12 protein-coding genes are annotated in these 13,591 nt (G+C 68.4%); 3 read left to right on the forward strand and 9 right to left on the reverse strand.

Annotation, left to right across the window (positions count from 1 at the left end; translation table 11 throughout):
* Window positions 1–4 precede the first annotated feature (4 nt).
* From ACO6VK_RS10985 to ACO6VK_RS11000, 4 genes are all read right to left on the reverse strand, one after another.
* Window positions 5–1,051: a sensor histidine kinase gene (locus ACO6VK_RS10985; protein ID WP_422507059.1), complete on the reverse strand. Its 1,047-nt coding sequence runs from the start codon at window positions 1,049–1,051 to the stop codon at window positions 5–7.
* 4 nt (window positions 1,052–1,055) lie between these two features.
* Window positions 1,056–1,730 carry an alpha/beta hydrolase gene (locus ACO6VK_RS10990; RefSeq protein WP_422507061.1) on the reverse strand — a complete coding sequence of 225 codons (675 nt, stop codon included), beginning with the start codon at window positions 1,728–1,730 and terminating at the stop codon, window positions 1,056–1,058.
* A 41-nt stretch (window positions 1,731–1,771) separates the two neighbouring features.
* Window positions 1,772–3,679 (reverse strand): glucans biosynthesis glucosyltransferase MdoH, encoded by a 1,908-nt coding sequence (gene mdoH, locus ACO6VK_RS10995; RefSeq protein WP_422507063.1) that lies wholly within the window; start codon window positions 3,677–3,679, stop codon window positions 1,772–1,774.
* Window positions 3,680–4,265: 586 nt separating this feature from the next.
* Window positions 4,266–4,442, reverse strand: coding sequence for a hypothetical protein (locus tag ACO6VK_RS11000; protein WP_422507065.1), 177 nt, complete (start codon window positions 4,440–4,442; stop codon window positions 4,266–4,268).
* A gap of 193 nt (window positions 4,443–4,635) precedes the next feature.
* Here ACO6VK_RS11000 and ACO6VK_RS11005 point away from each other — a divergent pair, with 193 nt between their 5' ends.
* Window positions 4,636–5,025 carry a DUF2628 domain-containing protein gene (locus tag ACO6VK_RS11005; protein WP_422507067.1) on the forward strand — a complete coding sequence of 130 codons (390 nt, stop codon included), beginning with the start codon at window positions 4,636–4,638 and terminating at the stop codon, window positions 5,023–5,025.
* Window positions 5,026–5,131: 106 nt separating this feature from the next.
* On the opposite strand, the gene arsC is transcribed toward ACO6VK_RS11005, so the two are convergent.
* The gene (arsC, locus tag ACO6VK_RS11010; protein ID WP_422507069.1) at window positions 5,132–5,578 is read right to left on the reverse strand and encodes an arsenate reductase (glutaredoxin); all 447 of its coding nucleotides are present in this window, start codon (window positions 5,576–5,578) and stop codon (window positions 5,132–5,134) included.
* Entirely contained in the window at window positions 5,575–6,315 is a 741-nt protein-coding gene (gene arsH, locus ACO6VK_RS11015) for an arsenical resistance protein ArsH (RefSeq protein ID WP_422507071.1), read from the reverse strand. Before arsH ends, arsC begins: the two co-directional genes overlap by 4 nt.
* Before the next feature lie 42 nt (window positions 6,316–6,357).
* Here arsH and ACO6VK_RS11020 point away from each other — a divergent pair, with 42 nt between their 5' ends.
* Together ACO6VK_RS11020 and arsB are read left to right on the forward strand one after the other, a co-directional pair.
* Window positions 6,358–6,684, forward strand: coding sequence for an ArsR/SmtB family transcription factor (locus ACO6VK_RS11020; protein ID WP_422507073.1), 327 nt, complete (start codon window positions 6,358–6,360; stop codon window positions 6,682–6,684).
* A complete protein-coding gene (gene arsB / locus ACO6VK_RS11025) occupies window positions 6,681–7,805 on the forward strand; it encodes an ACR3 family arsenite efflux transporter (RefSeq protein ID WP_422507075.1) in 1,125 nt (374 codons plus the stop codon). Before ACO6VK_RS11020 ends, arsB begins: the two co-directional genes overlap by 4 nt.
* Here the strand turns inward: arsB and arcD are convergent.
* From arcD to ACO6VK_RS11040, 3 genes are all read right to left on the reverse strand, one after another.
* Window positions 7,711–9,135 carry an arginine-ornithine antiporter gene (arcD, locus tag ACO6VK_RS11030; RefSeq protein ID WP_422507077.1) on the reverse strand — a complete coding sequence of 475 codons (1,425 nt, stop codon included), beginning with the start codon at window positions 9,133–9,135 and terminating at the stop codon, window positions 7,711–7,713. The two genes, arsB and arcD, sit on opposite strands and share 95 nt — an antisense overlap.
* A 111-nt stretch (window positions 9,136–9,246) precedes the next feature.
* The gene (locus tag ACO6VK_RS11035; protein ID WP_422507079.1) at window positions 9,247–11,787 is read right to left on the reverse strand and encodes a methyl-accepting chemotaxis protein; all 2,541 of its coding nucleotides are present in this window, start codon (window positions 11,785–11,787) and stop codon (window positions 9,247–9,249) included.
* 169 nt (window positions 11,788–11,956) lie between these two features.
* The gene (locus tag ACO6VK_RS11040; protein ID WP_422507081.1) at window positions 11,957–13,435 is read right to left on the reverse strand and encodes a SulP family inorganic anion transporter; all 1,479 of its coding nucleotides are present in this window, start codon (window positions 13,433–13,435) and stop codon (window positions 11,957–11,959) included.
* Between the last annotated feature and the right edge of the window lie 156 nt (window positions 13,436–13,591).

Consider the following 13,591-nt stretch of genomic DNA (forward strand, 5'->3'; position numbering starts at 1 on the left):
ATCCTCATGGAATCGGGACCGTGATGTCGCAAGCATAGTAGCCGTCGCTCCATCCTCCCGTCATCCGCGCGCCCGGCCCGAAACGCCAGGCCAGGCGGTGCGCGATGCTGCGCTGGGCGTGGCCGGCGCCGTGCGCCAGCGGCAGGCTGCGCGCGCTCGGGTCGGGGGCCGGATTGTGCACGCGGATGTGCAGCTGCTGGGCCTGTACGTGCAGGCCGATGACGATGGTGCCCCCGGCCGGCAACCGCGAGATGCCGTGCAGCACCGCGTTCTCCACCAGCGGCTGCAGCACCAGGCGCGGCATCGGCAGATCCCACGGCAGCGGTTCCTCGCGCTGCCACTGCACCTGCAGGCGCTCGCCGAGGCGCAGCGATTCAATCGAGAGATAGCGTTCGGCCAGCTCACATTCCTCGCGCAGGGTGGCATCGCCCTCGCCCGCCCCGAGCGCGGCCCGGAACAGATCGGACAGGTCCAGCACCGCCCGTTCGGCCACCTCCGGATCGCGGCGCAGCAGGCCGGCGATGAGGTTCATGCTGTTGAAGAGAAAGTGCGGGCGGATCCGCGCCTGCAGCGCATCGGCCTGCGCGCGTGCGTTGGCCATCACCTGCGCGCTCCAGCGGTCGCTGACATAGAAATAGCGCAGGGCCAGCGCCACCATCAGCGCGGTGATCGCCGCGCTGCCCAGGGTGAAGCGCCAGAAGCCGACGCCGCTGGCAAAACTGCTGCCGCCCAGCGCGTTGTACAGCCCATGCACGATGCCGGCGCAGGCACTGGCGATCACCGCGGTCATCGCCACCGCCAGCAGCGTGCCGGGCAGCTCGGGAAGCCGCGACAGCGCCTGCCGGGCGCTGCACAGGCAGACGGTGGCCGCGAGCGCCAGCCACAGGGCGAAGCCGCTGGCGCTGAGAAAGTCCGACAGCGACCACTGCCGGCTGCCGTCGGGTGCCAGCGCCACCACCAGCACCACCAGCTCGGCCAGCCCCAGCATCGCCGCCAGCCGCGGCAGGCGGCACAGCTCGGGCAGCCACGGCAGCTGGCGCGGGTCGCTCATCGGCTCAAGCGGCCTGGAACCGCGCGTCCAGCCAATCGCCCAGGGCCTGCAGCTCGTCGCCGCAGACTTGGTGGGCCATCGGATAGGAATGCCATTCCAGCGGGAAGCCCAGCGCGGTGAGCGTCTGTGCGGTATGGGCGGCGATGGGCTGCGGAATGACCGGGTCCTGCGCGCCGTGGGCCATGAACACCGGCGGCCGGATGCCGTCCGGCACGCGCTGCGCGGCAGCCGTCTCCGGATCGGGCAGGTAGGTCGACAGCGCGATCAGACCGGCCAGCGGGCGGGTCCGGCGCAGCGCGGCGCTGAGGATGATGGCGCCGCCCTGCGAGAAGCCGGCCAGCAGGATCCGCTCGGCCGGAATGCCCCGGGCGATTTCGTCCTCGATCAGGCCGTCCAGCGCCAGCACCGAGGCGTCCACGCCGGCGGCGTCGGCACGCGAGCGGAAGTCCATGCTGACGATGTCGTACCAGGCGCGCATCGGCACGCCGTTGTTGATCGTGATCGGCTGCACCGGCGCATGCGGGAACACGAAGCGGATCGCCGGCCAGTGCGGGCGAAGCAGTTCGGGAACGATCGGGGCGAAATCATGGCCGTCAGCGCCCAGTCCATGCAGCCACAGCACCGCCCATTGCGGGTCGGTGCCGGTTTCATTGATGACGGCTTCCAAGCGGTGCGGCATGCGGCAACTCCAGAACATTGGCGCCGCATTATGCGCACAACTCACCGCGGCGCAGCGTTCTCCAGCGCCGCCCGACGCAGTTGCGCGGCGCGCACCAGCACCGGCGGCGGGGCCAGTTCCTCGGGGATGTCCATCAGGCCCCAGCGGTGCAGCAGGTCGCCGGCACGGCGGCCGGAGGTCAGCGCCACCACCGGTACGGCCAGCACCATGCCGATCACCACCGGGGCCATCCACGCCGCCAGCGACGGCGACACCGCGTAGGCGAGCGCGCCCATGAACAGCCCGAACACGCTCAGGCCGCCGTAGCCGCGGATCAGGGCGGGCCAGGAGACGCCGCCGTCGTCGCGCTGCTGTGCATCCCAGCCCGAATCCTTGCCGGCCAGCACTTCGGCCACGCCGCGCGACTGCACATACATCACCACCGGTGCCATCAGGGCGGCCAGCACGGTTTCCAGCAGCATCGAGATCAAGGCACGCAGGGCGCCGCCGCAACCACGCCGTTCCACCGGGTCCAGCAGCATGGCCAGGTAACCCAGCACCTTGGGCGCCAGCAGCACGACCATCGTGATGGCGAACATGCGCACCACTTTTTCTTCGTCCTGGTGCCGCCAGTACTGGCCCGGCGACAGGTGCAGCAGCGCGTTGAAGTCGATGCCCCCCTGGAACAGCGGGATCGCGATGCCGATCAGCATCAGCATCGCCCACATCGGCGCGGTGAAGTAGTGACCGATGCCGATCATCATGTGCATGCGGCTGACCCAGTGCAGGCCCCTGGAGCCGACCACCTTGGCGTGCTGCAGGTTGCCCTGGCACCAGCGGCGGTCGCGCACCAGCATGTCGGTCAGCGTGGGCGGGCCTTCCTCGTAGCTGCCCTTGAGGTAGGGCACCATGTGGGTGGCCCAGCCGCCACGGCGCATCAGCGCGGCCTCGACGAAATCATGGCTGAGCACATGCCCGCCGAACGGCTGGCGGCCCGGGAGCGGCGGCAGGCCGGCGTTCTCGGCAAAGGCCTCGGTGCGGATGATCGCGTTGTGGCCCCAGTAGTTGCTTTCGGCGCCATGCCACCAGGCCACGCCGCGGCCGATCACCGGCCCGTACACGCGCCCGCCGAACTGCTGCATGCGCGCGAACAGCGTGCGCCCGCCGATCACCGCCGGCAGCGTCTGGATCAGGCCGACGTCCGGGTTGTGTTCCATGCCGGCCACCAGACGCACGATGGTGTCGCCGGTCATCAGGCTGTCGGCATCCAGGATCAGCATCTGCGGGTAGCCGCCACCGAAGCGGCGCACCCAGTCGGCGATGTTGCCGGCCTTGCGCCCGCTGTTGTCGCCACGGCGACGGTAGAACAGCCGGTCGTGGCCCTGCACCGCATCGCGGAGTGCCTCGAACGCCTGCTCTTCGGCCGCACCGATGTCCTCGCGGCGGGTATCGCTGAGCACGTAGAAGTCGAACTGCGCCAGTTGCCCGGTCGCGGCGACCGACTCGTAGATCGCCTGCAGCCCGGCCAGCAGGCGGCGCGGATCTTCGTTGTAGGTGGGCATCAGCAGCGCGGTGCGGGTATGCACCTGCGGCAACGGCTCATCCGGATCGATACCCAGCTTGTAGCCGCGATCGAACACCGCGGTCAGGAAGCCTGCCACGGCGCCGGCAAAGGACAGCGCGATCCACGCGAACAGCGCCACGAACAGGCACAGCAGGCAGGCCTCCAGCACGGTGACGCCGTTCACCGCGAGCACCTTCCACATCATCATGGTGGCGGCGATGGTCATCGCCGCGGTGCCGCCGAGGATGTAGAAGCGGCGCAGCGCCATCAGACGCGGCGCGGTGCGCTGGCGCGGCACCTGCAGGCGTCCCTCGCGGAACGACTGCTCGGGCATGGCCATCGGCGTTTCCACCGGCAGCACCGCCCGCCCGGCGTCCACAACGGCGTTGAGGGTCTGCGTGGTCATGCGCGGCGTCCCGTGGTGGGGCGTGCCAAGCCGGGCGAACCCGGTACGAAGTGGATCATCCCGATCCCGGCGCGCCCAGCGGCGCGATTGCGTCCTGCCTGCGTGGACCGGCAACCGGTACGCAGCTGATGTCTGTCACTACCGGAACCCACGAACTCTCCAACAGGCTTGAGGCGAAAAATGCGGCTCAGTCTATGAGGCCAAATGTAAGCCGGGTGCGAAGGCACAGCCCCCTGATTTCTCCCCATTCAGCCAAGCCACCCGGCGACCGGGAGGCGCCGATCGCGACATATGGTCGCAGCCCTTGTGCCACGGGGATTTCCCCATTCATTTTGTAAACGGGCATCATTCGCATCGTCAGGACGGTATGCGACCGCCGCAGCGCCCAGCCACCCGCGCCGGGTCGTTCCGTGCGCAGTTTCTGCCGGAAGGTTCGCTTTCGTTTTCGCTGTACAGCGCACGTCGTGGCCCACCGGGTCACCACACCCCACGCGGGCGGGCGTACTTCCCTACCGAACCGCGCGTTTCTGACGGCCACGCACTGCATGCGCCGACCCGGTCGGGCGGCGCGTGGGCAATGGGTGTATCAGCGCAGCTCGGGGTCGGGCGTGACCAGCGCGGCAGCGGCGATGGCCAGGGCGCGCGAGGCCGCCTGCGTCAATTGTTGCTGGGCCAGCAGCTGCTGGGCCTGGGTCGCTACCGGGCACGGTGCGATCGGGCGATTGGCGGGGCCCGCGCCGTGGCGCGAGGAAGTACTCGACATGGTCTCCGTGTCCTGTGTCCTGCGGTCGTTCCCGACGGCATCCGCCGAGGGGATTGCGCACCCTATCTGAAAATTCGCCGCAATGTGTGACGGTTCATGCGCGACGATTTTCCGACACGTCCGCGTCGATACACTGGCGTACTGTCATTAACGAAAGCTATGATGAAAGCGTTTACAACCTAGAAAAATGGATATGGACTCCTTCAACACCTCGCAGTACAGCCCCAAGTGGCAGCTCCGTTTCAACTTCTTCGAGAAGCACGGCGCGCCCAACGCCCCGGGCTTCAAGGACGCACTGCAGAAGCTGCCGTTCGGCGAAAAGGTGAAGATCAACTTCAACTTCTTCGCGTTGTTCTTCACCTGGATCTACCTGTTCATCCTCGGCCTGTGGCGCAAGGCCATCGTGGTCCTCGCCGTGACCGTGGCGCTGTACGTGGTGGCGATGATCCTGCCGGGCTTCATCGGCCGTACGCTGCTGTTGATCTGGTCGCTGCTGATCGCGATCACGACCAACTACGCGTATTACCTGGATCGGGTGAAGGGCAACACCAGCTGGAACCCCTTCGAAGGTCTGCGCTGGTAATCGGCGCACTGCACGACCCTCTGGGCCCGGTCATCGACCGGGCCTTTTTTTGTTCTTCGCCCGCCGCGCAGGATGCGGTTTTCTGGCGCCACCGCCCCGCGCGCCATCAACGCGGCGATCGCTTGACGCCCGCGCCGGCCGAGTCCGGCAGGTGCAGCGCCGGCACCACCTGCCCGTCTTCCTTGATGAAATCCGTCAGCAGCGGCGGCAGCAGTGCCAAGACCGCTTCGGAGGGCCGGGCCAGGCAGACACCACGCGCTGTCTCGACGAAGGGGCGGTTGATCAGGATCGGGTGCGCGAGCATCGCATCGAGCAGGTGGTTGTCATCCAGCTGCAGGTCGTCCAGGCCCAGCGCGGCGTACGGCGGCACGTTCTGCCGCAGCGCCTGGCGCACGTCCAGACCCGCGCGCTGGATCAGCGAGACCAGCCGTTCGCGCGTCGGCGGCGTCACCAGGTACTCGATCACATGCGGCTCGATCCCGACATGGCGGATCAACGCAAGCACGTTGCGCGAGGTGGCGCAGGCAGGATTGTGGAAGACGGTGGCCTTCATTGCGCGCCCCCGGCCGGCGGCGATGGTGCGGCGACGGCACCGGCGGCTACCGCCAGAGCGTGCGCCGCCGCGATGTCCCTGCGTTCGCTGTAACGGCTGGTGAGGTAGTCGGTACGACCCCGCACGAGCAGCGTGAACTTGACCAGCTCCTCCACCACATCGACCACGCGGTCATAGTAGGACGAGGCGCGCATCCGGCCCGCCTCGTCGAACTCCTGCCAGACCTTGGGCACCGAGGACTGGTTGGGGATGGTGACCATGCGCATCCAGCGACCGAGCATGCGCAGCGCGTTGACCACGTTGAACGATTGCGAGCCACCACAGACCTGCATGACCGCCAGCGTGCGGCCCTGCGTCGGGCGCACGCTGCCCTCGGACAGCGGCAGCCAGTCGATCTGGTTCTTGAACACCGCGCTCATGCTGCCGTGGCGTTCCGGGCTGATCCATACCTGCCCTTCGGACCACTGCGACCAGGCACGCAGCTGCTGCACCTGCGGATGGTCGGCACCGACGGCATCGCACATTGGCAGCGCGTGCGGATCGAAGACCCGCACCTCGGCGCCGAAGTGCTGCAGCAGGCGCTCCACTTCGCGTGCGAGCAGCCGGCTGTAGGACTGCGGCCGCAGCGACCCGTACAGGATCAGGATCCGCGGCGGGTGGTCGCTGCCTTCCAGGCGCAACGCGTCCAGATCGGGCGAAGGGGCCGCGGCAGCGGTCAGGTGGGGAAGGCGGGACATGGTGGCGTTGCTCCGTCGCTATTGTTCGACTATTCTAGAAACATGGAACATAAAACCGCAACCACCGCCCTCGCTGCCCTGGGCCACGCCACCCGCCTGAGCGTGTTCCGCCTGCTGGTCCAAGCGGGCCACAGCGGCCGCCTGGCCGGGGAGATCGCCGCCGATCTCGCGCTGCCCGGCGCCACCCTCTCCTTCCATCTCAAGGAACTGGCCGCTGCAGGGCTGGTCACGGCCGAAGCCCGGGGCCGCAGCATCTGCTACCGCGCCGACTTCGACGCGATGAACGGCCTGATCGGCTACCTGACCGAAAACTGCTGCGCCGGCGACGCCACCTGCGGACCGGATGTCCGCTGCACGCCGACGCCATGACGCCTGCGCCTGCCCAGCGCCTGTCCTTCCTGGACCGTTGGCTGACGCTGTGGATCTTCGCGGCGATGGCGCTCGGCATCGCACTGGGCACCTGGTTCGAGGGCCTGCCCGCCGCCCTGGATGCCCTCACCATCGGCAGCACCAACATCCCCATCGCGATCGGCCTGATCCTGATGATGTATCCCCCGTTGGCGAAGGTGCGCATGGATACCCTGCCCACCGTGTTTGCCGACAGGCGCGTGCTGCTGCTGTCGCTGGTGCAGAACTGGGTGGTCGGGCCGGTGCTGATGTTCGCGCTGGCCGCGCTGCTGCTGCGCGACCATCCGGATTACATGACCGGCCTGATCCTGATCGGGCTGGCGCGCTGCATTGCGATGGTACTGGTCTGGAACCAGCTCGCGCGCGGGGACAACCAGTACGTCGCCGGCCTGGTCGCGTTCAATTCGCTGTTCCAGATCGCCTTCTTCAGCCTGTACGCGTGGCTGTTCCTGACGGTACTGCCGCCGCTGTTCGGCCTGGAACGCAGCGTCATCCATGTCAGTACCTGGACCATCGCCGGCGCGGTGCTGGTGTACCTGGGCATTCCGTTCGCGGCGGCGTGGCTGGGGCGGGTGCTGCTGACCCGGATGCGCGGTGCGCACTGGTACGAAACGCGCTTCCTGCCCGCAATCAGCCCGCTGACCCTGGCCGCGCTGCTGTTCACCATCGTGCTGATGTTCAGCCTCAAAGGCAGTGATGTTCTGCGCCTGCCCCTGGATGCGCTTCGCATCGCCCTGCCGCTGACGCTCTACTTCCTGCTGCAGTTCCTGATCAGCTTTTTCATGGCCCGGTGGATCGCGAAGGACTATCCGCGTACCACGGCCATCGCCTTCACCGCCACCGGCAACAACTTCGAACTGGCGATCGCGGTGGCCATCGCCTCCTTCGGCCTGGCCTCGCCGGTCGCATTCGCGGCGGTCATCGGGCCGCTGGTGGAGGTGCCGGTGCTGATCCTGCTGGTCCACCTGTCGCTGTGGCTGGGGCGTCTCAGCCCAGCGTCAGGCTCCCGTGCCACAGCCCCCATACCCCGCACAGCGCCACCACCAGCACGCACCCGGCAATCCCCCACTCCACCGGGGTGAACACCGGCTGCCCGTGCTGCCGCTTGGCCAGCGCGAACATGAGCATGCCCGGCGCGTACAGCAGCGCCGACAGCATCACCTGCGCCACGCCGCCGGCATACACCAGCCACACCGCGTACAACGTGGCCAGCAGCGCCACGATCAGGTCGCGCCAGCGCGATGCAGCGGGTTCGGCGTAGCCATCGCCGCGCCACGCGATCAACACCCCGTAGCCGGCCGAGAACAGGTACGGCACCAGTGCCATCGAGGCGCCGAGCAGCACCAGGCTGGTGTAGGTGCCGGCACTGAACAGGGTGATCACCAGGAACAGCTGGATCAGCCCGTTGGTGAGCCACAGCGCGTTGGCCGGCACGTCGTTGGCGTTCTGCCGGGCCAGGAACGCGGGCATGGTGCCGTCGCCGGCCGCCGCGTACAGCACCTCGGCACACAGCAGCACCCAGGCCAGCAGCGCGCCCAGCACCGACACGATCATGCCGATGATGATCAGGGTGGCGCCCCACGGGCCGACGATCGCCTCCAGCACGAATGCCATCGAGGGGTTGTGCAGGTGTGCCAGCTTCTCGTGGCCGAGCACGCCCATCGACAACAGATTGACCAGCATCAGCAGCGCCAGCACGCACAGGAAGCCGATCACGGTGGCACGCCCGACGTCGGCACGCTTCCCGGCGCGCCGCGAGTAGATGCTGGCGCCCTCGATACCGATGAACACCCACACGGTGATCAGCATCATCCCGCGCAGCTGTTCGCCCAGGCTGCCCAGCGTGGCGGTGCCCCAGAAGTCGCCGGTGAAGATGTCGGCCTTGAAGCCGATCGCGGCGATGATCAGAAACACCACGATCGGCACGATCTTGGCCACGGTCACCACCGCGTTGACCAGTGCCGCCTCGCGGATGCCGCGCAGGATCATCGTGTGCATCGACCACAGCAACACCGATGCGCAGGCCACCGCCTGCCAGGTATTGCCTTCGCCGAAGGCCGGCACGAAGTAGCCCAGGCCACTGAAGATCAGCACGAAGTAGCTGACGTTGCCCAGCAGCGAGCAGACCCAGTAGCCCCAGGCCGAGGAGAACCCGATGTAGTCGCCGAACCCGGCCTTGGCGTACGCGTAGATGCCGGTGTCCAACCCGGGCTTGCGGTTGGCCAGGTTCTGGAACACGAACGCCAGCATCAGCATGCCCAGCCCGCTGATCGCCCAGCCGATCAGCGCGGCCCCGGGCCCGGCGCTGCGTGCGATGTTCTGCGGCAGCGAGAAGATGCCGGCCCCGATCATCGAGCCGACCACCAGCGCGGTCAATGCGGAGAGACCGAGGCGGTCGGAGGACGCTGTCATGGCGGTGTCGGCGCGGTCATGGGCATGCCCGCAAGTCTAGGACCGCCGGATGATTCCAGGGTGAAGCGCGCCGGTGCCGGCATGCGCGGCCGCGCATGCCGGCTGGTGGCCTCACACCACCGCGTGCGCGCGCCCGCCGGCACGCTGCACCGGTGCGGCCGGCGCCTGCAGGCGGAAGATCGATACTACAGTGCCCAGCTGCTGCGCCTGCTCTTCCATCGCGCGTGCCGCCGCCGTCGCTTCTTCAACCAGCGCGGCGTTCTGCTGCGTGGTTTCGTCCATCTGGGTGATGGTCTGGTTGACCTGCTCGATGCCGGCCGACTGTTCCTTCGAGGCCGCCGAGATTTCGGCCATGATGTCGTTGACCCGGCGCACGCCGCTGACGATGTCGTCCATCGTGCGGCCGGCGGTCTGCACCAGCACCGAGCCCTGGCTGACCTGCTCGACCGAATCGTCGATCAGCGTCTTGATCTCCTTGGCGGCGCCGGCCGAGCGCTGCGCCAGCGCGCGCACTTCCGAGGCGACCACCGCGAAACCGCGCCCCTGCTCGCCCGCACGCGCCGCTTCCACCGCCGCGTTCAGGGCCAGGATGTTGGTCTGGAACGCGATGCCGTCGATGACCGTGATGATCTCGGCGATGCGCTTGGAGGACGCTTCGATGCCGGCCATCGTGGTCACCACCTGGCCCACCACCAGGCCGCCCTGCGAGGCCACCTCGGCAGCGCCTGCGGCCAGCTGGTTGGCCTGGACGGCATGGTCGGTGTTCTGGCGCACGGTGGACGTCAGCTCTTCCATCGATGCGGCGGTTTCCTCCAGGCTGGCCGCCTGCTGCTCGGTGCGGCGCGACAGATCGCTGTTGCCCGAGGCGATCTCGCCGGCGGCCAGGTTGATGCTGTCGGTGGCCTGCTGGATACGGCCGACGATGTCGGTGAGCTGGCTCACGGTGGTATCGGCATCGTCGCGCATGCGGGCGAACACACCGTGGAACTCACCGTGCATGCGCGCGGTCAGGTCACCCGCCGCGATCGCCTGCAGCAGGTCGGAAATCTGCTGCAGGTTGTCGTCGCTCACCTGCATCATCGTGTTGAGGTTCTCCACCATCAGGCGGAAATCGTGGTCGAAGCGCACCACGTCACCGCGCTGGCTGAAGTCGCCGATCGCCGCAGCACCGGCCAGATCCTGGATCTGCGTGTTGATCGCGCGCAGGTTGCCCTTGGTGGTGTCCATCGCCGCGGTGAACGCGGCCTGCTCGCCGGGCAGGCGGTCCATGTCCGGGGTCAGGTCGCCGACCGCATAGCGCTGCATCACCTCGACCAGGCGTCGGGTCACGCCGATGTTGGCGCCCACCAGGTGGTTGGTGTCGTGCACCATGCGGCCATACGCGCCGGGGAAGCCCTCGGCATCCATGCGGTAGCTCAGTTCGCCGGCCTCGTGGCGCTGTGCCATCTCGGCCTGGGCGGTCATCACTGCCTGCAGCTGGTCGCGCATGCGCTGCATCGACTGCAGCAGGCGGCCCACTTCGTCATCGCGCACCGCCGGCAACGGCGTATCCAGGCGTCCATCGGCGACCTCGGCCGACAGCCGCACCGCATCGGCCAGCGGGCGGATCGCCTGGCGGCGCAGCAGCACATAGACGCTGCCGCTGAGCACCAGCGCCGCCCCCAGGCCCACCGCGAGGATGATCCAGAGCAGCGCGCGGGCCTGCGCGGTGATCAGATCGTGCGGCACGATCACGCCCAGCGCGAAGCGTTCCTGGCTGCCACCGATGCGCAGCGGCACGTACGCCTTGACGTTGCCGGCGGCGTCTTCGTGGAAATCCTCGTACGGCTTGTCCGCGGCAATCTGCGCCAGCAGCTGTCGGGTGGCCGCATCCTCACGGCGCGTGCCGATCTCCTTGGCGTCGGCGGCGGCCAGCACGATGCCGGCCGGCGAAATCAGCTCCACATGGCCCTCGCCCATCGGACGCAGCGCGGCCAGGCGCTCCTGCAGTGCGGCCAGGCCGAAGTCCACGGTCACCGCACCGAGGAAGGTGCCGTTGTCCAGCACCGGCGTGGACAGCGTGGTCATCAGCACCGGCTTGCCGCCGATCTCATAGCGGTACGGCTCGGCCACGGTGGGGCGCTTGAGCTCGCGCGGGCGCAGATACCAGTCGCCATCGCCGGGCACGTCGTAGCCCTTGAGCACGTCCTGCACCGGGGTGCCGTCCTGCCAGGCCCAGTAGCTCATGAAGCGGCCAGTGGCGTCGTGGGCCGGGGCATCGGCGAAGTCCGCATCCTTGCCGTCGAACGCCTGCGGCTCCCACAAGGTGCCCAACCCCACCCATTCCGGGTGCGAGTGCAGCTGCTGCTGGAGGATCTGCGCGGCGGTGGCGCGCGACAACGTACCGGCGGCGTGCTGCACCACCAGGCTGTCGGCCAACGCCTGGCTGGTGGCGAAGGCGGCGGAAAGGTCCGCGTTGACCCGGCGCGCTTCCGCATCGGCCTGGCTCTGCATGGTCCGCCGCGAAGACTCCACCAGCGCCTGGCTGGCTTCGCGGTAGCTGATGGCCGCAGTGACGCCGAAGCAGAGCATGGCGATCAGTGCGGTACCGAGCATCAGCCGGTTGGCGATGCTGCCGGGGCGCTTGGAAGCGGTCGAGCGGGACGCAGGCATGGGGGGCGGTTCCGGAAATAGGGTACGGGTCAGCGGACGCCATCAAGCGCCGCTACGGCATCGCGCAGTCCATTGCGGTCCGGCTCGGGGCGGTGACACTCACGCACCGGGCATTGAGCTGGATAACGGCCTTGCCGCGCCGATGTTTAGCCGCGTTTCCTGACCGGGTTCAGTGTCCGCCCGGTGGCGGCCCGTCCACGCCCGGTGTCCGCGCCAGGCGCTCGACCAGGGTCTGGCTGGCCGCATTGAGCCCGCGCACCTCGACCTGCGCGCCATGCGCACGCAGCCTGGCCACCACCCGTTCCAGCGCAGCCACCGCGCTGAGGTCCCAGAAGTGCGCGTTTGACAGGTCGATCGCCACGCGCGGCGGGACATGCTGCAGATCGAAACTGGCAGCGAACTGCCCGGCCGACGCGAAGAACACCTGCCCGGCAACGGTGTAGGTGCAGCTGCCATCGGCCTGCGCGACGGCCTGGACATCGAGCATCCGCCCGACCTTGCGCGCGAAGAACAGCGCCGACAGCAGCACCCCGGTCAGCACTCCCTTGGCCAGGTCGTGGGTGATCACGGTGACCACCACGGTGGCCACCATCACCAGCGACGAGCTCGTCGGGTGCAGCCGCAGTTCCTGGAACGAGCGCCAATGGAACGTGCCGATGCTGACCATGATCATCACCGCCACCAGCGCGGCCATCGGAATCTGCCGCACCCAGTGGGCGCCATAGACCACCAGCAGCAGCAACAGCACACCGGCGACCAGGCACGACAGCCGCCCGCGCCCGCCCGAGGACACGTTGATCACCGACTGCCCGATCATCGCGCAGCCGCCCATGCCGCCGAACAGCCCGGCGGTGATGTTGGCCAGCCCCTGTCCGGCGCATTCGCGGTTGCGCTGGCTGGGGGTGTCGGTCATGTCCTCGACGATCTGCGCGGTCATCATCGACTCCAGCAGGCCCACCACAGCCAGCGTCGCCGACACCGGCAGCAGCAGGCGCAGCGTGTCCCAGGTCAACGGGACATCCGGGAACAGGAACGTCGGCAGGCTGTCCGGCAGTGCGCCCATGTCGCCGACCGTGCGCACCTCCCAGCCAAGCCCGATCGACAGGGCGGTCAACACCACGATCGCCACCAGCGGCGACGGCACCGCACGGGTCAGCCGCGGCAGCAGGTAGATGATCGCCAGCCCGGCCGCGCACACCGCCCATACCTGCCAGGACCGCCCGATCAGCTCGGGCATCTGCGCCAGGAAGATCAGGATGGCCAGGGCGTTGACGAAACCGGTGATCACCGAGCGCGACACGAAGCGCATCAGCGCCCCCAGTTTCAATGCGCCGGCCACCACCTGCAGCAGGCCGGCCAGGATCGTCGCGGCCAGCAGGTACTGCAGGCCGTGGTCGCGGACCAGGTCGACCATCACCAGGGCCATCGCGCCGGTGGCCGCCGAAATCATGCCGGGGCGGCCGCCGGCGATGGCGGTGACCACCGCGATGCAGAACGACGCGTACAAACCGACCTTGGGGTCGACGCCGGCGATGATCGAGAAGGCGATCGCTTCGGGAATCAGCGCCAGCGCCACGACGGCGCCGGACAGCAGGTCGCCACGGATATTGCCGAGCCATTGCTGGCGCAGCGGATAGGAAACGGACATGGAAAAAACTCCACGCACCGGCGCGGCGCGCGGCGCGTTGTGTGATGAAAGCAAGGCACTCCCTGGACCCGGCACTGGCACGGGCGCGTCGTCAGCGCGTTGTCAGGGTGGCGTCATCACAGCAGGTCCGGCCCGGAGGCGAAAGCGGCGCGCAGG

It is taken from the genome of Stenotrophomonas sp. GZD-301 (assembly GCF_049310345.1).
Lineage (GTDB): Bacteria > Pseudomonadota > Gammaproteobacteria > Xanthomonadales > Xanthomonadaceae > Stenotrophomonas.